This is a genomic window from Stutzerimonas stutzeri RCH2 (assembly GCF_000327065.1).
GTDB lineage: Bacteria > Pseudomonadota > Gammaproteobacteria > Pseudomonadales > Pseudomonadaceae > Stutzerimonas > Stutzerimonas stutzeri_AE.
In genome coordinates, this window is record NC_019936.1 from 3,353,100 (window position 1) to 3,373,278 (window position 20,179).

Below are 20,179 nucleotides of genomic sequence, written 5' to 3' on the forward strand. Positions count from 1 at the left end.
ATCAGCCGGGCCGGCACCTCGCCGAACCGGCCCGGTTCCAGCGTGCCGGTTGCAGCTGCGTTGTAGCGACGCGCCGCTCTGCGAACGGCATCCTGCAAACGAGCAGGCATTTCGCCATAATCGCGGTCCATCGGCGCGCCAGGCTCAAGTACCAGCCTCAGGCGCATTGCCGCAGCGGCGGTTGCCGCATAGCATCGCCCTTTGCCTGATGTCAGACGAACTTGCCTTTGTATTCCACACTCGACCGACAAGACCTGCTCGACACCAACCTGCGCGTCGAGACGCCGGAGGGCATTGATCTGCTCCTGCACCCGGCTGGACTGGTACCGCGCGCCCTCGCCTTCGCCATCGACCTGGTGATTCGCGCTGCCATCCTGCTGGCTCTGTTTCTCACTCTCGGCCTGCTGGGCAAATTCGGCATGGGACTGGGAACGCTACTGCTGTTCCTCGTGCAGTGGTGGTACATGGTGCTCTTCGAAGTGCTGAATCAAGGCCGCACGCCCGGAAAATACTGGCTGGGGCTGCGCGTCGTGCATGACGACGGCACACCGGTCGGCTGGTCTTCCTCGCTCACCCGTAACTTGCTGCGATTCGTCGACATGCTGCCGTTCGGCTATTTCCTTGGCGCCCTGAGCTGCCTGGGTCACCCGGCCTTCAAGCGTCTCGGCGACCTGGCGGCTGGCACACTGGTGATTTATCAGGAGAAGCCGCAGCCGCGTCCAACGCTACCCGACGCCGAACCGGTGGCCGCTCCGATCGCGCTGACTCTGGATGAACAGCGCGCGCTGATCGGCTTTGCCGAACGCCAAGGGGCCCTTTCTGCCGAACGCCGCCTGGAGCTGGCCTCGATTCTCGCCGAACCGCTGGGAACGACCGATGAAAATGCTGAGGCCACAATCCACGGCATTGCCCGCACGATGGTGGGCTCGTCATGAAGCAGGCAGTATTCGAACGGCAGCATCAGGCCGACTGGCAGGAATTCGCCACTCGGCTGGACGCGCTCGAGAGCGGCAAACCGCGCAGCGAGCAGACCGGAACATTTCCCGCCGCCTACCGCCGGCTCTGTCAGCAGCTGACCCTGGCGGAGTCGCGCGGTTACAGCAGTCAACTGATCGAGCAGTTGCGGCAGCTTGCCCTGCGGGGCCATCAACAACTCTATCGCCATCGCAGTCCGCTGCTCGGTCGATTGCTGGGTTTCATCAGCGGCGGTTTCGCCCGCACGGTGCGTGCACAATGGCGCTATGTTCTGGCCGCCAGTCTGCTGTTCTACGGCAGCCTAATCGGCATGGCCACGCTGGTTTATCTGTTTCCCGAACTGGTCTACAGCGTCCTGCCAGCCGATCAGGTCGCCCAGATGGAGCAGATGTACGACCCGGACGCCAGTCGATTGGGGCGATTCGCCGAGCGAGGCGCTGGCGACGACTGGCTGATGTTCGGCTACTACATCATGAACAATATCGGCATTGCGTTTCAGACGTTCGCCAGCGGCTTGCTGTTCGGCGTCGGCACATTGTTCTTCCTGCTGTTCAATGGCCTGACCATCGGCGCCGTTGCCGGCCACCTGAGCGGCATTGGCTATCACCAGCCGTTCTGGTCGTTCGTCATCGGTCACGGCGCCTTCGAGCTGACGGCCATCACCTTTGCCGGTGCTGCTGGGCTGCAGCTCGGCGTCGCGCTGCTGGCGCCAGGCCGACTGACACGGGGCAACGCGCTCCGTCAGGCGGCCAAACAGGGCATACAGCTGGTGGGCGGTGCCACGCTTTTCCTTCTGATAGCCGCGTTCGTCGAAGCCTACTGGTCTTCCATGACCCTCGCCACGCCCGCGATCAAATACATCGTAGGTGCACTGCTGTGGTTGATCGTGGCCGTTTATTTCTGCCTGGCCGGGCGAGGTCAGCATGCAGCTGAGTGATGCCAGCGTCTCGATCCGTCCACGCAGCCCATGGCAGGCGCTGGATCTTGGCACCCTGCTGGCCAGGCGTCACGGGGCGTTGCTGATGGCGACCTGGGCGGCCGTCACGCTGCCGGTTTTCGCCCTGATCAGCCTGCTGCTGTGGCAGCACCCAAGCGTGGCGCTACTGCTGTTCTGGTGGTTGAAGCCGCTTTATGAGCGGCTGCCGCTGCATATCCTGTCCAGAGCGTTGTTCGGCGAAACCCCAAATTTCAGAGAAAGCCTGAAAGCCTTCCCCGGCCTGTTGCGATCGCAGTGGTTCGCCAGCCTGACCTGGCGCCGCCTGAGCATGACACGCAGCTTCGATCTACCCGTGCAACAACTCGAAGGGCTCAACGGCAAAGCGCGAGCCCAGCGTCTGGTCACGCTCAACCTGCGCAATGGGCGTGCCGCAAGCTGGCTGACCGTGGTCGGCGTCCATCTGGAAGGTGCGCTCTGGCTCGGCCTGCTGGGGATGCTGTATTTTTTCCTGCCGGCACCGCTGGTGCAGCGCTGGAACTGGGAAGACCTGCTAGGGCTTAGCGGGGAATGGCTCTGGCTCGAGCATCTATCCAATCTGCTCTACGTTCTGGTGCTGATTGTCTGGGAGCCGATCTACGTTGCCTGCGGCTTCAGCCTCTATCTCAATCGGCGTACTCATCTGGAAGCCTGGGATATCGAACTGGCCTTCCGCCGGCTGCGCCAGCGCCTGCTCACTGTTCTGCCGGCGTTATTGCTCGCCTGCGGCCTGCTGCTCTGGCCCGCGCAACACCAGGCTTGGGCTGCGGCCGCTGCCCAGACCGAAGAAGTCCAGCCTGGCCCCAAGAGCAAGCGCCTGCTCAATCAGCCATTGACCAGCGAAGCAGCCCGCGAACGAATTGATGCCTTGCTTGACCAGCCCCCCTTCCAGCACCGCGAAACAGTGACGCGCTGGCGACTGGGCGACGGCGATGACCCACAGCAGCCCGGAGCGCTGGCACGCCTGATTGAACGCCTGCTTCAGGGCGGCTCGTTCTGGCATGGCCTGGAGCGTCTGGCACAGATCCTCGAGGTCCTGCTCTGGACAGCCCTGGCGCTGCTCGTTGCGCTTGTGTTGTGGCGCTACCGCGAATGGTTGCAGACCTTTGGCGGCCGTGTACGGCTGCCGAGCCGGCGCCGTATCGAGCCGCCGACGCAACTGTTCGGCCTGGATGTTGCCCCGCAAAGCCTGCCGGATGATATCGCCGCCGAGGCCGAACGACTCTGGCAGCTCGATCCACGCGCGGCGCTGGCACTGCTGTATCGCGGCTTGCTGTGCCGTCTGCTGCACGACTTCCAGTTGCCCTTGAAGGCGGCGCATACCGAAGGTGAGGTTCTGCAACAGGTCCGTGATCTGCAGCTGGAGCCCCTCGCCCGATTCGCTGAGCAGCTCACCGTTCACTGGCAGCGTCAGGCTTACGGGCACTACCCAGCCAACGAACAGGTGCGCGATGCGCTGTGTGCCGAGTGGCGTGTGCTGTTCGCCGCGGGGCAGTCGTCATGAATCGCCTGCGCATTCGTCTTCTCGTCGCTGCGGCGATCCTGCTGCTCAGCCTGCTGACCATCTGGTTGGGTAGCCAGCTGCAGCGCTATGAAGATGTCGTCGAACACGGTCCTGCTCCGCAGGCCCGCAGCAATGACTATCTGGCCGCCGAGCTATTCCTGCGCGATCTCGGCTTGCAGGTCGCCCGCCACGACGGCAGCGCCGGCCTGGAGGCGCTGCCCACCAGTGGCCAGACGCTGCTTTTGCTCGGTGACCGCCGCAACATGACGCCGCGGCAGACCGAACGCCTGCTCGACTGGGCTGCTGCCGGCGGGCATCTGGTGGTGGTCGCGGAGCGCCTGTGGGATGAGAAAACCGGCAAGAGCGGTGACCTGCTGCTCGATCGGCTCAACTTGCAGCAGTACTCGACCAGGGATCTGGATGAAGAGGCCCAGTCGCCTCAGTCATCCACTGCAGAACAGCATCCGCAATTGACCAAGCTGTATCTGGAGAATGAAAGCGCGCCGGCCTATCTCGCCTTCGATACGGATTTCCATCTCTACGACGCCGACAACCGCGCCCACGCTTGGGCCAACAGCGCGGGCGCGACGCACATGCTGCAACTGCAGCACGGTGACGGGTTGGTCACCGCGCTGACCGACAGCTGGATCTGGCAGAACCGCAATATCGACGAATACGACCATGCCTGGCTGCTCTGGTATCTGACTCAGGACAGCGAAGTCACCCTGGTGCACCGCAGCGAGCACGATGGCCTGCTGGCGCAGCTGCGCCAGTATTTTCCGGAAACGCTCACAGCTCTGGGCCTGCTCATACTGTTCGCGCTTTGGCATGTCGGGCAGCGCTTCGGCCCGCTACTGCCCCCCGCCAACCCGGCACGTCGCCAGCTCCAGGAGCATCTACGCGGTTCGGCCGAGTTCCTGCTTCGCCATGGGCGTGAGCAAAGTCTCTTGCAGCGACTCCAGCAGGACGTTCAGCGCAGGGCCAACGTTCGCCATCCCGGCTTCGAGCAACTTCCGCTCAGCGGACAGCTGACACTGCTCGCACAGCTCTCCAGCCTGCCGCCCACCAGCATCGAGCAGGCCATGCGCCCCACGCCGCAGCAACGCCTGTCGGCCATCGAATTCACCCGGCAGGTCGCCTACCTGCAAACCCTCAGGAATGCCTTATGAGCGAACAATCCTCCGATTCGAACAGCGCTGCTTCGAGCGCCAATCCAGTGAGCCAGCGCTTGCGCGCCAGCCAGTTGGCCCAGGCCCTGCGCGACGAACTGCACAAGGCAGTAATTGGCCAGGACGAGGTCATCGACGGTGTCCTCACCGCGCTCATCGCCGGCGGCCATGTGCTGATCGAGGGAGTGCCCGGACTGGGCAAGACGTTGCTGGTTCGGGCCCTGGCGCGCTGCTTCGGCGGCGAATTCTCGCGAATCCAGTTCACCCCGGATCTGATGCCCAGCGACGTCACCGGCCACGCGGTCTACGACATGCAGACCGAGCAGTTCAAGCTGCGCAAGGGCCCGGTCTTCACCAACCTGCTGCTGGCCGATGAAATCAATCGGGCCCCAGCCAAGACCCAAGCCGCGCTGCTCGAGGTAATGCAGGAGCGGCAGGTCACCCTCGAAGGCAAGGCCCTGGCCGTGCCACAACCGTTTCTGGTCATGGCGACGCAAAACCCCATCGAGCAGGAGGGCACCTATCCGCTGCCCGAAGCCGAGCTCGACCGCTTCATGCTGATGCTGCGCATGGATTACCCGCAAGCCGAAGAGGAACTGGAGCTGGTACGCCAGGTGACCCGTTCGGCACGGGCTGACATGCTCGATGTCAGCGCCTTGCGCCAACTGGTACAACCCCGCGATGTGCTGGCGCTGCAGAAGATCGCCAGCGAGCTGCCGCTGGACGAGCAGGTGCTGGACTATGCCGTGCGCCTGACCCGCAGCACACGCAGCTGGCCGGGCCTGGCACTGGGTGCCGGTCCGCGCGCATCGATCGCACTGGTTCGCGGCGGGCGCGCCCGGGCACTGTTGCGCGGCGCTGAGTTCGTCACGCCGGACGACATCAAGGGCTGCGCATTGGCCGTACTGCGCCACCGCGTGCGACTCTCGGCGGAGCTGGATATCGAGGGGCTGTCGGTGGACCAGGTCCTGCTGCAGGTGCTCGACCAGGTGGCGGCGCCGCGCGCATGACGCCATCCCGTCGCCTGCTCGTTGCGCTGGCAGCGCTGGTGTTGCTGGCCGTCCCGCTCGGCACGCTCGCTGCCCTGGGAATCGAAGCCGAAGGCTGGCGCTCGGCCTGGTGGGGGCTTTTGCTGGCGTTGGGGATGATCGCTGCGCTCGATGCCCGCAACCTGAAGCGGTTGCCTACGCCAGCATTGCAACGCAACCTGCCGGGCAATCTGCCGCTGGGGCACTGGAGCCAGGTACAGCTGCTGGCTCGCAACGACGATAGCCATCCGGTCGAACTGGAGCTGTTCGACCACGTGCCGGACGGCATGCTCTTCGAGCAGTTGCCGCAACGCATACGCCTGCAACCCGGAGAGCATTGCCAGCTCAGCTACCGCATGCGCCCGGTTCGCCGTGGACGCTTTTCCTTTCAGCGCTGCGACATACAGCTTTTCAGCCCCTTGGCGCTGTGGCGCAGCAAACGTCAGTTGCAACTGGCCGACGACACGCGGGTTTACCCCGACTTTGCCCAGCTGCACGGCGCTGGCCTGCAGGCGATCGACGTCTGGCTGAACCGTCTGGGCGTGCGCCAGCAGCCAAGACGCGGGCTGGGATTGGAGTTTCATCAGCTGCGCGAATTTCGCGAGGGCGATACGCTGCGCCAGATCGACTGGAAAGCCACAGCGCGCTCGCGAGCACCGATTGCCCGCGAGTACCAGGACGAGCAAGACCAGCAGATCGTGCTGATGTTCGATTGCGGGCGTCGTATGCGTAGCCAGGATGCGCAACTCACCCACTTCGATCACGCGCTCAACGCAGGTCTGCTGCTCGCCTACGCCGCGCTACGCCAGGGCGATGCGGTCGGCGCCTGCACCTTTGCCGGTGAACAGCCGCGGCACGTCACGCCAGCCAAGGGCCAACAGCAGCTGCGCGTGCTGCTGAACGGCCTGTACGACCTGCAGCCCACCCAGCAGCCAGCTGATTACGGCGCAGCGGTCGATCAGCTACTGGCGCGGCAGCAGCGGCGGGCACTGGTGATCGTAATGAGCAATCTGCGCGACGAGGACGATGCCGAACTGCATGCCGCGCTGCGCCGACTTTCGCGCCGGCACCGGGTGCTGCTGGTGAGCCTTCGCGAAGAGGTGCTGGACCAGCTGCGCTTGCGACCGGTGCAAAGCCTGGACGACGCGCTCGATTACTGCGGTACACAGGACTACCTGAGTGCACGCCAGCAACTGCATAAACGCCTTACCGCCAATGGCCTGCCGGTGCTTGACGTCCAACCCTGCGATCTCGGACCGGCGCTGGTCGGGCGCTACCTGGCGTGGAAGAAAACCGGAACGCTGTAGCTGCCTCAAAGGCCGTGGCAGCAATCCTTGTCGGTGAAGCGATCCGACGCCGCACTGGCATGATGCGCCAATGGAATGTGCAGCATCGGCTGAAAGCTGAAGTAGTGATGCAACGCGGTGATCATCTCGCGGATCTCGCCGGGCGGCTCGATCAGGGAGAAACCGGTGTCGTAACTGCCCGGTGTAACGTCCTCGCTGGACCACAGACTGAACGCGCTGAAGTCCACATGGCGCAGCTGGCCGGTCTGGCCAGGAATCTTCAGGCGCATCTCGAAGCGGACGCCGAGCATCATCGGATAGGGGCTGATCAGCATCAGTCCGCCTTCGGAGAGATTGCCGATAAAACCCAGCGGCTTTTCGGTAAACCGGTTGAATACATTGAGGTAGTACGGCAGCTGATGCCGCTGGATACGACGCTGGTTCGCCATGTTCATGTCGTCGGAGCCTTCAACCTTGCCCTGCAATTCGAATCCCTCGGCTCAGTTGCATTCCTGGCCAATACGAGCTGCCAGGCGCTGTCGAGCCGCCTCTACTTCACTGTCACTGTAGTAGACGCGCTCTCCTGCCGCATCGTTACGAAAAAAACGTCCGCCAAGCTGCAGCCGTGACAACTGCCTGCGCAACCCTTGGCATTCCTGCTCCCGAGCCACCTGCGCCTGGTTGGCTTGCTCGCGCGCGGCCTGCTGTTCCTGCCGACGCGCATCGAAGAATCGTTCACTGCGTGCCTCGCGTGCTCGTGTCTGCTCGTCTCGTTCGACCACTTGCGGCCGCACTTCGACCTGCTCGGCACCGGCCGGTGGGCGCTGACCGAAATGCACGCGACCGTCGGCGTCGGTCCAACGGTAGATCTGCGCGCATGCCAGTGTCGGCAGCAGCATGACGATCAGAAGCAACGCTCGCATGTTCCCTCACATGATTTTCACGACATCAGCGCTTGGCCGGCTGAGCCACCGCAGGCGGCTCGACATGATAGTGGCCAAGCTGCCTCAGCGTCTCCAGGCGCGCCCGTGCGCGATAAGCATATTCGCTGGCCGGGTAGCGCTCGACGATGAAGCGGTAGGTTTCGCCAGCGTCGACGAACAGCCCCTGCCGTTCCAGGCATTGCCCGCGCAACAGGGAAATCTCCGGCTGCACCTGGCTCCGCGGCTTGCTGCGGCGCTCCGCCTGCGACAGAGACTGCATCACTCGATCGCAGTTGTCGGCCTCGTAATGCTGGTAAGCCGCATCCAGGTGGCGATCGGAAGCATGACGGCTGCTGCAACCGACGGTCAGAAGACTCAGAAAAATGATGATCAGGGTGCGCATGGGTTCCTCCGTATGCCTCCTTGTATCGACCGTATCGAAAAAACCTGCAGACAGCCCGTCAGACGGGCCGAAAGAGTAGTGCCCGCCGGGCGATGACTACAACCGGCGAGCATAGTAGCCTCGGGGCCAGCCAGAAGAAGGAGCTATTGAATGATTCCGCGTCGCACCAAGATCGTCGCCACCCTCGGCCCAGCGAGCAGTTCGCCGGAGGTACTGGAAAAGATGATCGTCGCCGGGCTGGATGTCGCCCGCCTGAACTTCTCCCACGGCAGCCCCGACGAACACCGTGCCCGGGCCGAACTGGTGCGTGAAATAGCCGCCCGCCACGGCCGCTTCGTCGCGCTGCTCGGCGACCTGCAAGGCCCGAAGATCCGCATCGCCAAGTTCACCGACAAGCGCATCGAGCTGAAGGAAGGCGACCGCTTCCGCTTCTCCGTGACCCACCCGCGTGATGCCGGTAACCAGGAAGTGGTCGGCATCGACTACCCGGACCTGGTCAAGGATTGCGGCGTCGGCGATGAGCTCTTGCTCGACGACGGTCGTGTGGTGATGCGCGTCGACAACGCCACCGCGGACGAGCTGCATTGCACCGTGCTGATCGGCGGCCCGCTGTCGGACAACAAGGGCATCAACCGCCGCGGTGGCGGCCTGACCGCACCGGCGCTGACCAACAAGGACAAGGCCGACATCAAATTGGCCGCGGACCTGGAGCTGGACTACCTGGCCGTCTCCTTCCCGCGCGATGCGGCTGACATGGACCTGGCCCGCCGTCTGCGCGACGAAGCCGGTTCGGATGCCTGGCTGATCGCCAAGATCGAGCGGGCCGAGGCGGTTGCGGACGACGCGGCACTGGACGGCCTGATTCAGGCCAGCGACGGCGTGATGGTGGCGCGCGGTGACCTGGGCGTCGAAATCGGCGATGCCGAGCTGGTCGGTATCCAGAAGAAGATCATTCTGCACGCCCGCCGCCACAACAAGGTGGTGATCACCGCGACGCAGATGATGGAGTCGATGATCCACAGTCCGATGCCGACCCGCGCCGAGGTATCCGATGTAGCCAACGCGGTGCTCGACTACACCGACGCGGTGATGCTCTCGGCCGAGAGCGCCGCTGGCGAATATCCGATCGAAGCGATCAAGGCGATGGCGCGAGTCTGCTGCGGCGCGGAGAAGCATCCGACCAGCACCAAGTCCGGTCACCGCCTCGGCCAGCAGTTCGAGCGCTGCGACGAGAGCGCAGCGCTGGCCGCGATGTACACCGCCAACCACTTCCCGGGCGTCAAGGCGATCATCGCCCTGACCGAGAGTGGTTACACGCCGCTGATCATGTCGCGCATCCGTTCTGCGGTTCCAATCTTCGCCTTCTCGCCGCACCGCGAGACCCAGGCGCGCGTTGCGCTGTTCCGTGGAGTCCAGACCGTACCTTTCGATCCGGCCGCGATGCCGGCAGACAAGGTCAGCCAGATGGCGGTCGAGGAGCTGCTCAAGCGCAACATCGTGCAGCCGGGCGACTGGGTGATCCTGACCAAGGGCGACAGCTACCACGACAGCACGGGCGGCACCAACACCATGAAGATCCTGCGCGTCGGCGATCAGTAAGCTCGACGGGTTCGACACGAGGCCGGCTTATGCCGGCTTCGTGCTTTCCATGATCAGCAATTGATCCGCTGACGGCGGAGGACTTGCGCCAACGAAGACATCGCTGAAAATCTGCCCGCGCGGCAAGCCGGCCAGAAACAGCTGGCGCGCACACGCTTCGACAAACGCCGAACCACCGCACAGCAAGGCGATCTCCTGACGCGCTACGGGTCGCAACGCCCCTAACGCGCGGTCACGCTCACCGGCGTCAATCCACTCCAGTTGCAGGTTCGCATGCCTGCTCGCCAGCTCTTGCAGTGGCTCGCGCAGGTAGTGGCCATCATTACCGACATGCAACAGCCTGATAGGCCCGCTATGGCCGTGCCGCAGACTCTCGCGCAACAGCCCCCACAAAGGCGCCAACCCGGTTCCGGCCGCCAGTAGCAACAGAGGCCGCTCGGACCAGTCCGGCTCGTAGTGCAATGCTCCGCCATGCAGATCACCCAGCTGCAACGCATCGTCTGGACGCAGCTGCCGAGCGATATCGCAGAAAGCGCCCGGGCGGCTGCAATCGAGGTGGAACTCCAGCCATGGATCATCACCGGGCAGGCTGGCCAGTGAATAAGGTCGAGCGATACCGGTTGCCGTCCATAACAGCAGATGCTGCCCTGCGCGATAGCGCAGCGGGCGCTCCGGTACCAGCCGCAGGCGCAGCACGTTGCTACTCAACCATTGCACGCTCTCGACCCGCGCGGCCTGTCCATCGCGGCAAGGATCGAAGACTTGCACGCCAAGGTCGCCGGCGATGCGGCACTGGCAGGCCAGTCGCCAGCCTGCCGCGCGCTGTTCGGGCGACAGCAGGTCCGGCTGGAGATCGTTCGGCTCCCCGTCGACACAGCGCACCAGACAGGCATGGCAGCTCCCGGCACGGCAGCTGTACGGCACCGGCACACCCGCGTCGATCAGTGCATCGAGCAGAATCGTACCCGGCGCAACCGTCCAGCCTCGTCCGGCATGACGCAGCTCAGGCATCGCTGGTAATCCATGCCGGCTCGCAGCGATTGCGCCCGGCACGCTTGGCGCGATAGAGCGCTTCGTCGGCACGTTGCAACGCTGCATCCAGATCGTCCCCAGCATTCACCAGGGTAAGGCCGATGGACAGGCTGAGATGCCCGGCAGCAATATCGACCTCCTCCGGCTCGGCCTTGGAAAAGGCTTCACGCAGGCGCTCGCAACAGGCGCTGAACTGCTCGGCATCGGTGTCCGGCAACAGCAGCACGAACTCCTCGCCACCGTAACGGGCCAGCACGTCAGCATCACGCAGACAGGAACGCGCCACACTGGCGAAAGTCTGCAGCACTCGATCTCCAGCGGCGTGGCCATGAATGTCGTTGACGCGCTTGAAATGGTCCAGATCGATCAGCGCGAGCCCGAACTGGTGGCCCTTGCGCAGCCGGCTCAACTCCCCCTCTGCGATGCGCAGGAAGCGCCGACGGTTGTACAGGCCGGTCAGCTCGTCGGTAGAGGCCAGATCCTCGAGCTGGCGCATCATGCCGCGCAGGGTGTCCTGGTGCGCCTGCAGGGCAAAGCGCCGCTGACGCATGCGCTGGCGCAGACGATAGACGTGCCCGGCAAACAGGCACATCCAGATCAGTGTCACCAGCAGGACGCTGGCCTGAAGCAGGAACACCGTGGAGTCCACCGCGCGCTGCAGGTAGTAGTCCAGCGCGGCCAATCCGACGAAGCTGAGAAAGGCCAGGGCGGCGTAGCGGATAAACACCTTTGGCTGCAGGAAAACGGCAAACATCAACACGAGCAGATAGAGCACCAGCAGCGAACCACGCGCGCTGCCGAGGTTGAACAGGAAATAGGTCAGCCACAGCAACGCCACCAGCACCTGTGGCTCAGTCAGGCTGGGGTCCTTGAAACGCAGATTGATGCCGCGGTGAAAAAGCCAGAAAAACAGCAGCTGGCTCACCACGATCAACGCTGAATGAGTGATTGCACTGGCTGTGGACGCCTCGTAAAAGCCACTCGCCACCACTACCCAAGTCAGCATCAGAGCGAGGCCATAGGTCACCGAAGCCATTGCGAATCGCCGGGTGACTAGCTGCTGAATGGCCAGCTCCCCGGTCTCTTCCCGCATCGCGCTCATAGGGATCCGTCCCGCTGTGGCAATTTGCCGCACTTTACGCTTACCGAAAACAAAAACCTAGCTGGCATTCCCATCGCTCCTGGTCCATCCGTGTACCGCGCAGCTCGACGCGTTATACTGCCGCGCATTTTTTCGCGGCGCGTCGACTGCCACTCCCGATGCGCCTCCTACCGCCCCGCCATGAGGACGCGCTGCATGACCGTGATCAAGCAAGACGACCTGATTCAAAGCGTCGCTGACGCTTTGCAGTTCATTTCGTACTACCACCCCGTGGATTTCATTCAGGCGATGCACGAGGCCTACCTGCGTGAAGAATCCCCGGCCGCGCGCGACTCCATGGCGCAGATCCTGATCAACTCGCGCATGTGCGCCACCGGCCACCGCCCGATCTGCCAGGACACCGGCATCGTTACCGTCTTCGTTCGCGTCGGCATGGACGTGCGCTGGGACGGCGCGACCATGAGCCTGGACGACATGATCAACGAGGGCGTCCGCCGCGCCTACAACCTGCCGGAAAACGTCCTGCGTGCTTCGATCCTGGCCGACCCAGCAGGTTCCCGCAAGAACACCAAGGACAATACGCCAGCCGTCATCCATTACTCCATCGTCCCCGGCGACAAAGTGGAAGTGGACGTCGCAGCCAAAGGCGGCGGTTCCGAGAACAAGTCGAAGATGGCCATGCTCAACCCGTCCGACTCCATCGTCGACTGGGTGTTGAAGACCGTGCCGACCATGGGCGCTGGCTGGTGCCCGCCGGGCATGCTCGGTATCGGCATCGGTGGTACCGCCGAAAAGGCCGCGGTCATGGCGAAAGAAGTGTTGATGGATCCGATCGACATCCACGAGCTCAAGGCTCGCGGCCCGCAGAACCGCATCGAAGAAATGCGTCTGGAGCTGTTCGACAAGGTCAACCAGCTCGGCATCGGCGCTCAGGGCCTGGGCGGTCTGACCACCGTGCTCGACGTCAAGATCATGGACTACCCGACCCACGCGGCCTCGCTGCCGGTGTGCATGATCCCCAACTGCGCGGCCACCCGCCACGCGCACTTCGTGCTCGATGGTTCCGGCCCAGCCGAACTGACCCCGCCGCCGCTGGACGCCTATCCGGAAATCGTCTGGGAAGCCGGTCCGAGCGCCCGTCGCGTCAACCTCGATACCATCACGCCGGAAGAAGTGCAGAGCTGGAAGCCGGGCGAAACCATCCTGCTCAACGGCAAGATGCTCACCGGCCGCGACGCTGCGCACAAGCGCATGGTCGACATGCTGAACAAGGGCGAAGAGCTGCCGGTGGACCTCAAGGGTCGCTTCATCTATTACGTCGGCCCGGTCGATCCGGTTGGCGATGAAGTGGTTGGCCCGGCAGGCCCGACCACCGCAACGCGCATGGACAAGTTCACCCGCCAGATCCTGGAAAGCACAGGCCTGTTGGGCATGATCGGCAAGTCCGAGCGTGGCCCGATCGCCATCGAAGCAATCAAGGACAACAAGGCTGTGTACCTGATGGCTGTTGGCGGCGCCGCCTACCTGGTCGCCCAAGCGATCAAGAAGTCCAAGGTGCTGGCCTTCGCCGAACTGGGCATGGAAGCGATCTACGAGTTCGAAGTGCAGGACATGCCGGTCACTGTTGCCGTCGACACCAACGGCGAGTCGGTGCACATCACCGGCCCGGCGATCTGGCAGAAGAAGATCGCCGACAGCCTGGCGGTCGAAGTGCAGTAATCGCATCAGCGGAAAAACGGAAAGCCCGGCCTAGTGCCGGGCTTTTTGCTTTCACGGCGCGCTGACTGATCAGCCGCGGCGACGCAGCTGCACGAACAGCGCTTCCACTTTCTGCCGCGCCCAGGGTGTGCGGCGCAGGAAGGTCAGACTCGACTTGATGCTCGGCTCGCTCTTGAAGCAGCGGATATCGACGCGCTGGGCCAGACCGTCCCAGCCGTAGTGAGCCTGCAGCTCGGTGAGCATCGTTTCAAGGGTGACGCCGTGCAACGGATCGTGGGGAGTAGCGGACACAGACAGCGCTCTTGCTGGGGCGGCCAAAGCCGCAGATGTTGATTGGCGGGCCGCCCCGCGACTTGCGGGGCGACGCGACGCACATCCTACAGTTTAATTTCGGTGCCGAGCAGCTTGAGAAAGCCCGCCAGCCAGGCCGGATGCGCGGGCCACGCCGGCGCGCTGACCAGATTGCCTTCGGTGTGCGCCTGGTCCACGGGAATATCCACATAGTCGCCACCGGCCAACTTCACTTCCGGCGCGCAGGCGGGATAAGCACTGCAGGCGCGGCCCTTGAGTACGCCGGCAGCAGCGAGTAGCTGGGCGCCGTGACAAACGGCGGCGATTGGCTTATTGGCTTCGTCGAATGCACGCACCAGTGCAAGTACCTGCTCGTTCAGGCGCAAGTATTCCGGTGCGCGACCACCGGGGATCACCAGCGCGTCATAGTCCTCGGCGCGCACGGCGGCGAAATCGAAGTTCAGCGCAAAATTGTGGCCCGGCTTTTCGCTGTAGGTCTGGTCGCCCTCGAAATCGTGAATCGCCGTGCGCACGCTGTCGCCGGCCTTCTTGTCGGGGCACACGGCATGCACGCGGTGACCGACCATCTGCAGCGCCTGGAACGGCACCATGGTCTCGTAGTCTTCGGCGTAGTCGCCGACCAGCATCAGAATGTTCTTTGCCGCCATTGGATCGTCCTCCTTACGCGGTTTTGGAGCTTCGCTCCGATACGCGACAGCTTCAGCCGCCGCGATTGAAAATGTTCACCAGCAACCGGTCCAGCAAGCCCCACATCCGCTGATACAGCCGCAGATGCAACGGCCGGGCGTACCAGCTGGCCAAGTCGATTTCGATGCTGTCCTGAAAGTCGCGCTCGAAACACGCCTGCACCTGTGCGCTCAGCGAAGCGTCGATCGCCTCGAGATTGGCCTCCAGATTCCAGCGCAGGTTCCAGTGATCGAAATTGCACGACCCGACGCTGATCCAGTCATCGACCAGCACCATTTTCAGGTGCGAGAAGTGTGGCTGATATTCGTGGATTCGCACGCCGGCACGCAGCAGGCGCGGATAGAAGCGCTGCCCGGCGTAACGCACCGGTGGATGATCGGTATTACGGCTGGTCAGCAGCAGGCGCACATCAACTCCGCGACGTGCTGCGCGGATCAGCGCCCGCCGCACTTTGCCGGTAGGCAGGAAATATGGCGTCGCCAGCCAGATGCGTGTCTGCGCGCGGCGCAGGTTGCGCAGCAGGCTGAGGAGGATGTCACGGTGTTGACGGGCCGCTGCATAGGCGACGCGCCCCAGCCCCGAGCCATCAGGCAGCAGCGGTATGCGCGGCGCCCTGCTGGGCAGAGGCAACTGCCAGATTCGCCGCTTCAGGCAATGCACCCACTGGCTGTCGAACAGCTCCTGCCAGTCCTGCAGCAACGGACCGGTCATCTCGACCATCACCTCGTGCCAATGCACGGCCGGCTTGCGTGGATTCCAGAACTCGTCGGTGACGCCGGTCCCGCCGACATAACCAATGCAACCATCTACCAGCAACAACTTGCGGTGGTCACGATGCAGATTGCGCAGTTTCAGGCGCAGCGAAAGCGGGTTGTACAAACGCAGCTCCACGCCGGCCGCGGTAAGGCGATCGCGATTGGCCTGACTCATCTTCAGGCAACCGAAGCCGTCGAACAGGCAACGCACCCGCACGCCCCGCGCCGCCGCACGCAGCAGAGGCTCCAGCAATCGATCGAGGCAATGCCCGTCTTCCACCAGATAGAGTTCCAGGTCGATACGGCGCTCCGCGCGCTCGATCGCCTCGAACATGGCCGGGAAGAATTGTGGCCCATCGACCAACAGCCGGAAGCGATTGTCGCTGCGCCAAGGGAAAACCGATCCGGCCAACATCACAAGGATTTACCCAGTACGGAGCCGGTCGCAGACCAAAGAAGTGTCGAGCAAGACAAGCAGCGAAATGACATGAAGTCCCTTTTTCCAGTCGGCACGCAAGGCGCAACGGAGTGATGCCACGCTCACGCATGCAAACAAAGCAAACCGCGCGGTAGCTTACCCAGTCCCTTCAGCAAGACAAGGCCGTCGCCGCTGTTGGCCTTGCGCGGCGACTCGGCCGTGGCGAGCGCCCTTATAAGGCCAGGCGCGATGGCGCAGAGTTCCCGAGACCGTTGCCGCCGAATCAGCCCGCCTCGCTGAGCCCGAGCGCCACGACAGCTTGCTGCAAACGCCGCGCCTGGGCTTCACGCGCAAGGCCGAGCACCGCCCTATCGCGCTGCCACAGCACAGCGCAGGCTCCCTCGCTAGCCGACATCACAGCGTCCAGTTCCGGCTGCAACATCGCGAACTGCTCGAGCACAGCCGCCAGCAACAGGTGACTCGCCGGTTCGCTGGCCGGCTGTCGCGCCACCTCGGCAGCGCCGCCGAGAATGTTCAATAGACGCAGCATCAAGCTGCGCGGCCAGCATTCCTGCAGCGCCACGCCGTAGAGCCAGGCGCTAAGCGCGGCTAGCACGTGGATATCTTCGTACGTACGGAAGGGTTTGACGTAATCTCGCCAGCCATCGCCGGGCAAGCGTGTGCCAACGGCCCGTTCCAGATGCAAGCGCCCATGGGCGATGTCCGGCACGATAGGCAGTTGCGGACCGGATATCAGCGATACGCCCGCAGCGGCCGGTTCGACCGCGAACAGCCCGAGCCGCGGTGACTCCTCGGCACCCTCCTCCCTGGCCGATACCAACAACCATTGCACCGCATCGCCAGCGGTGACGAAATCCTTGCTGCCACTCAGATGACCGTCATCCCAGCGCGTTGCCATGTCGGCCGGTCGCAATTTGCGCCGTTCGGTCGTACAGAGCGCACCGAGCCCTGGCGGGGCGTCGGGCCAGAGCGCGCGCAGCGCAGCCTGATAGCCACCGAGAAAAGCCAATCCCGGCGTGGCCGCCAGCCGGCCACCATAGACCGCCAGGCTAAAGGGGTCGGTTGTGCCGGCGCCCTCGCATACACCCGCAAACCAGGTCGCCAGGCCAGCGTTCGCTGCAACCGGCTGCAACGGGCCGATCAGTCGTTTCCACGGCATGTTCATCTCCAAAGTCTCACGCACCCAGGCGGCTGGCCCACCGTCATCCAACCATCATCCGATCGTAACAGCGCCGACATGCCCCGCTCCTAGCCTGATCGAGCCAAACACTCGAGCCCAACGATAACAACCAGACGCTCGCGTTGCATCGCCAACCCGCCACAACCACGGCGGCCAAGGAGACACAGCATGAATGCCATCGTCGATCCCCGCAGCACGCGTCAACTTCGAGCCGAACGCCTGGAAGGCGGTGCGGCCCTGCGCGAAGCCCAGGCTTTGCGCTATCGGGTCTTCAGCAGCGAGTTCGATGCCCAGCTGCAGGGCGCGGAGCTCGGACTGGACATGGATGACTTCGACGTTCACTGCCGGCACATCGGTGTACGTGATCTGGCAAGCGGAGAGCTGGTCGCCACCACCCGCCTGCTCGACCACCTCACCGCCAAGCAACTCGGGCGCTTCTACAGCGAAGGAGAGTTTGCCCTGCACGGCCTGGCAGACATCAACGAACCCGTGCTGGAAATCGGCCGTACCTGCGTAGCCCCGGCCTATCGCAATGGCGCGACCATCGCCGTGCTCTGGAGCGAGCTGGCAGAAGTGCTCAACGAGGGCCGTTATCGTTACCTGATGGGCTGCGCCAGCATCCCAATGCGCGACGGTGGCATCCAGGCCCGCGCGATCATGCAGCGGTTGCGCGACAGTCACCTGTGTACCGAGCTGCTGCATGCGGAGCCGCGAACGCCACTTCCTGAGCTGGAGCTGCCGGACAACGTCACTGCCCAGCTGCCGCCGCTGCTCAAGGCCTATATGCGCCTCGGCGCGAAGATCTGTGGCGAACCCTGCTGGGACCCGGACTTCCAGGTCGCCGACGTCTTCATCCTGCTCAAACGCGAGGAGCTTTGCCCGCGCTACGCCCGCCACTTCAAGGCTGCGGTATAGATGACGCGGGCGCGCCTGTACTGGCGCCTGCTGCGGGTGAGCGCCGTGATCCTGCTGGGACTACTGTTGGCGGCCGTACTGGCGCTCGGCGAGCGCCTCGCGCTACGAGCCTCTGTGCAAGGCAGACAACGGCTGACCCGCTGGTTCATGGTTCACCTGGCCACCGCGCTACCGTTCCGTGTGCAGGTGATTGGCGAGCTGCCGTCCAAGCCGATGCTGTGGGTCGCCAACCATGTGTCCTGGTGTGATATCCCGCTGCTCGGAATGCTGCGGCCGCTGTCGTTCCTGGCCAAGGCCGAAGTCGCACGCTGGCCCGTGCTTGGCTGGCTGGCGCGCCAGGCTGGCACGCTGTTCATCCGCCGAGGCGCCGGCGATGCCGCGCAGATCAATCAGCAACTGGCCAACCATCTCCACCAGGGTCGTCATCTGCTGATCTTCCCCGAGGGCACCTCGACCGATGGCAGCAGCGTACGCACTTTCCACCCTCGGCTGTTTGCCTGCGCCATACAAGCCGGCTGCGCCGTTCAACCCGTTGCGATTCGCTATCTGCGCAATGGCAAGCCCGACACCGTGGCCCCCTTCATAGGCGATGACGAACTGCCTGCGCACTTGCGCAGACTGCTCGCCAGCGACGTGGCAGTAGTGGAAATCCATCTGCTGCTTCCCATTGCCGTCACCACACTCAGCCGCAGAGCAATTGCCGAGCGGGCGCAACTGGCGATCGAGCGGGCACTGGCTGGGCAGGCGCAGAAGGACGTGAGAGAGGCCGCATAGCGACCTCCTATCGAGGCTGCGCTAAGCTTGACCCATGAATTATCTTGCTCACCTTCATCTCGGCGGTCCTGGCCCAGAGGACATGCTCGGCAGCCTGTATGGCGACTTCGTCAAAGGCTCGCTGCAGGGTCGCTGGCCAGCGCGGATCGAGGCCGGCATTCGCCTGCATCGGCAGATCGATGCCTACACCGACAGCCATCCGCTGGTGCTGGAGGCGAAAGCGCGCTTTCCCAGTGAGCGCCGCCGCTACGCAGGAATCCTGCTGGATCTGTTCTTCGATCATTGCCTGGCGGCGAACTGGTCGGACTATTCCAGCGAACCGCTGGAGCTCTTTACCCAGCGGGCCTACCGGGCGCTGACCGAAGAGCCCCAGCTGCCGGGCAAGCTCGCCGTCATCGCACCGCACATGGCCGCGCACGACTGGCTGGGCAGTTATCGCGAGTTCGATGTACTGGAACGGGTGCTGGCCAACATGAGCCGCCGGCTCAGCCGGCCGGATGGCCTGGCCGGCGGGCTGGAAGAGCTGGAGCAGCTGTACGATCCGCTGCTTGAGGATTTTCGTCTTTTCTATCCGCAGCTGCAGCAGTTCGCCAAGGCGGCGATGTAGCGCAGCCGCGTCGTGTCACGCAGCATAGCCGGGACTCTGCGCATCCAGCTTGCGCAATAGACCCGGCCAGGCCAACGCGCCGCCCATGCCTGAGCGGGTACGGGTTACACCGGCAGCCATGGCCTTGGCACCCGCGAGGATCTGTTCGGGAATGGCGATCAGCTCGCTGCCGCCAGCCTGCGCCATGACCTGGATTTCGCAGGCGCGCTGGAAGATGAACATCATCAGAAAGGTATCGGCGATGCTGCCACCGCAGGTCAGCAGGCCATGGTTGTGCAGCAGCATATAGCCGGTATCACCCAGATCGGCCTGCAGGCGCGCCTTCTCATCATGATTCAGCGCCACGCCCTCATAGCCGTGGGTGGAAAGACTGGCCAGCACGAACAGCGACTGCTGGCTGATCGGCAACACGCCCTGGCGCTGCGCCGAGACGGCTACCCCTGCCGCGGTATGGGTGTGCATGACGCAGGCGACGTCGTGCCGCACTTCATGCACGGCACTGTGGATGGTGTACCCAGCGGGATTGATCTCGTACGGGCTATCCATCACCTTGCTTCCGGCCAGATCGACCTTGACCAGGCTGGACGCGGTGATTTCGTGAAACATCAGCCCGTACGGATTGATCAGGAAGTGATCGGTTTCGGGAATCTTGGCCGAGATGTGCGTGAAGATCAGGTCATCCCAGCCATGCAGCGCGACCAGCCGGTAACAGGCCGCCAGATCGACCCGCGCCTGCCATTCGGCAGGGCTCACTTGAGATTCCAGGGAAGGCAAAGCGTGCAGCGCGGTCATCGAGG

Annotated in this window: 21 protein-coding genes; 11 read left to right on the forward strand and 10 right to left on the reverse strand. The window is 63.8% G+C overall.

Features of this window, described 5'->3' with window-relative positions; genetic code table 11:
• Positions 1-227: 227 nt before the first annotated feature.
• Genes PSEST_RS15460 through PSEST_RS15485 form a run of 6 tightly spaced genes read left to right on the forward strand, consistent with a single transcriptional unit; the run spans position 228 to position 6,956 of the window.
• A complete protein-coding gene (locus PSEST_RS15460) occupies positions 228-935 on the forward strand; it encodes an RDD family protein (protein WP_041756733.1) in 708 nt (235 codons plus the stop codon).
• Positions 932-1,912, forward strand: a complete 981-nt coding sequence (locus PSEST_RS15465; RefSeq protein ID WP_015277912.1) for a stage II sporulation protein M — start codon at positions 932-934, stop codon at positions 1,910-1,912. Before PSEST_RS15460 ends, PSEST_RS15465 begins: the two co-directional genes overlap by 4 nt.
• Positions 1,899-3,452 carry a DUF4129 domain-containing protein gene (locus PSEST_RS15470; protein ID WP_015277913.1) on the forward strand — a complete coding sequence of 518 codons (1,554 nt, stop codon included), beginning with the start codon at positions 1,899-1,901 and terminating at the stop codon, positions 3,450-3,452. Before PSEST_RS15465 ends, PSEST_RS15470 begins: the two co-directional genes overlap by 14 nt.
• On the forward strand, positions 3,449-4,621 hold the full coding sequence (locus PSEST_RS15475) for a DUF4350 domain-containing protein (protein WP_015277914.1): 1,173 nt from the start codon (positions 3,449-3,451) through the stop codon (positions 4,619-4,621). The genes PSEST_RS15470 and PSEST_RS15475 overlap by 4 nt, the downstream gene beginning before the upstream one ends.
• Complete coding sequence (locus PSEST_RS15480) at positions 4,618-5,631, forward strand: AAA family ATPase (RefSeq protein WP_015277915.1); 1,014 nt, start codon at positions 4,618-4,620, stop codon at positions 5,629-5,631. The genes PSEST_RS15475 and PSEST_RS15480 overlap by 4 nt, the downstream gene beginning before the upstream one ends.
• Positions 5,628-6,956: a DUF58 domain-containing protein gene (locus tag PSEST_RS15485; protein WP_015277916.1), complete on the forward strand. Its 1,329-nt coding sequence runs from the start codon at positions 5,628-5,630 to the stop codon at positions 6,954-6,956. Before PSEST_RS15480 ends, PSEST_RS15485 begins: the two co-directional genes overlap by 4 nt.
• A gap of 5 nt (positions 6,957-6,961) precedes the next feature.
• Here the strand turns inward: PSEST_RS15485 and PSEST_RS15490 are convergent, their stop codons facing one another.
• From PSEST_RS15490 to PSEST_RS15500, 3 genes are read right to left on the reverse strand one after another with little or no spacing between them, the layout of a single operon-like run.
• The gene (locus PSEST_RS15490; protein WP_041757048.1) at positions 6,962-7,390 is read right to left on the reverse strand and encodes a PilZ domain-containing protein; all 429 of its coding nucleotides are present in this window, start codon (positions 7,388-7,390) and stop codon (positions 6,962-6,964) included.
• A 45-nt stretch (positions 7,391-7,435) separates the two neighbouring features.
• The gene (locus tag PSEST_RS15495; protein WP_015277918.1) at positions 7,436-7,858 is read right to left on the reverse strand and encodes a DUF4124 domain-containing protein; all 423 of its coding nucleotides are present in this window, start codon (positions 7,856-7,858) and stop codon (positions 7,436-7,438) included.
• Between the two features lie 25 nt (positions 7,859-7,883).
• Positions 7,884-8,261 carry a tetratricopeptide repeat protein gene (locus tag PSEST_RS15500; protein WP_015277919.1) on the reverse strand — a complete coding sequence of 126 codons (378 nt, stop codon included), beginning with the start codon at positions 8,259-8,261 and terminating at the stop codon, positions 7,884-7,886.
• 150 nt (positions 8,262-8,411) lie between these two features.
• On the opposite strand from PSEST_RS15500, the gene pyk reads away from it, so the two are divergent.
• Entirely contained in the window at positions 8,412-9,860 is a 1,449-nt protein-coding gene (gene pyk / locus PSEST_RS15505) for a pyruvate kinase (protein ID WP_015277920.1), read from the forward strand.
• Between the two features lie 27 nt (positions 9,861-9,887).
• Here pyk and PSEST_RS15510 read toward each other — a convergent pair whose 3' ends face one another.
• Positions 9,888-10,871, reverse strand: coding sequence for an iron-sulfur-binding ferredoxin reductase (locus PSEST_RS15510; RefSeq protein ID WP_015277921.1), 984 nt, complete (start codon positions 10,869-10,871; stop codon positions 9,888-9,890).
• Positions 10,864-11,994: a sensor domain-containing diguanylate cyclase gene (locus tag PSEST_RS15515; protein ID WP_015277922.1), complete on the reverse strand. Its 1,131-nt coding sequence runs from the start codon at positions 11,992-11,994 to the stop codon at positions 10,864-10,866. Before PSEST_RS15515 ends, PSEST_RS15510 begins: the two co-directional genes overlap by 8 nt.
• Before the next feature lie 195 nt (positions 11,995-12,189).
• Between PSEST_RS15515 and PSEST_RS15520 the strand changes: the two genes are divergently transcribed.
• Positions 12,190-13,713: a fumarate hydratase gene (locus tag PSEST_RS15520; RefSeq protein ID WP_015277923.1), complete on the forward strand. Its 1,524-nt coding sequence runs from the start codon at positions 12,190-12,192 to the stop codon at positions 13,711-13,713.
• Between the two features lie 69 nt (positions 13,714-13,782).
• On the opposite strand, the gene PSEST_RS15525 is transcribed toward PSEST_RS15520, so the two are convergent.
• The 4 genes from PSEST_RS15525 to PSEST_RS15540 all read right to left on the reverse strand — a co-directional run bounded on the left by PSEST_RS15525 (position 13,783) and on the right by PSEST_RS15540 (position 17,071).
• Positions 13,783-14,004: a VF530 family DNA-binding protein gene (locus PSEST_RS15525; protein ID WP_015277924.1), complete on the reverse strand. Its 222-nt coding sequence runs from the start codon at positions 14,002-14,004 to the stop codon at positions 13,783-13,785.
• A gap of 86 nt (positions 14,005-14,090) precedes the next feature.
• Positions 14,091-14,672, reverse strand: coding sequence for a DJ-1/PfpI family protein (locus PSEST_RS15530; RefSeq protein WP_015277925.1), 582 nt, complete (start codon positions 14,670-14,672; stop codon positions 14,091-14,093).
• A 52-nt stretch (positions 14,673-14,724) separates the two neighbouring features.
• Complete coding sequence (locus tag PSEST_RS15535; RefSeq protein WP_015277926.1) at positions 14,725-15,882, reverse strand: phospholipase D-like domain-containing protein; 1,158 nt, start codon at positions 15,880-15,882, stop codon at positions 14,725-14,727.
• A gap of 286 nt (positions 15,883-16,168) precedes the next feature.
• Positions 16,169-17,071, reverse strand: a complete 903-nt coding sequence (locus PSEST_RS15540) for an acyl-CoA dehydrogenase (protein WP_041756735.1) — start codon at positions 17,069-17,071, stop codon at positions 16,169-16,171.
• A 183-nt stretch (positions 17,072-17,254) separates the two neighbouring features.
• Between PSEST_RS15540 and olsB the strand changes: the two genes are divergently transcribed.
• Genes olsB through PSEST_RS15555 form a run of 3 tightly spaced genes read left to right on the forward strand, consistent with a single transcriptional unit; the run spans position 17,255 to position 19,382 of the window.
• Positions 17,255-18,001, forward strand: a complete 747-nt coding sequence (gene olsB / locus PSEST_RS15545) for an L-ornithine N(alpha)-acyltransferase (protein WP_015277928.1) — start codon at positions 17,255-17,257, stop codon at positions 17,999-18,001.
• Complete coding sequence (locus tag PSEST_RS15550; RefSeq protein WP_015277929.1) at positions 18,002-18,775, forward strand: lysophospholipid acyltransferase family protein; 774 nt, start codon at positions 18,002-18,004, stop codon at positions 18,773-18,775. It begins immediately after the preceding gene.
• A gap of 34 nt (positions 18,776-18,809) precedes the next feature.
• A complete protein-coding gene (locus tag PSEST_RS15555; protein ID WP_015277930.1) occupies positions 18,810-19,382 on the forward strand; it encodes an ACP phosphodiesterase in 573 nt (190 codons plus the stop codon).
• 15 nt (positions 19,383-19,397) lie between these two features.
• On the opposite strand, the gene PSEST_RS15560 is transcribed toward PSEST_RS15555, so the two are convergent.
• The gene (locus PSEST_RS15560) at positions 19,398-20,174 is read right to left on the reverse strand and encodes a class II aldolase/adducin family protein (RefSeq protein WP_015277931.1); all 777 of its coding nucleotides are present in this window, start codon (positions 20,172-20,174) and stop codon (positions 19,398-19,400) included.
• Positions 20,175-20,179 lie beyond the last annotated feature (5 nt).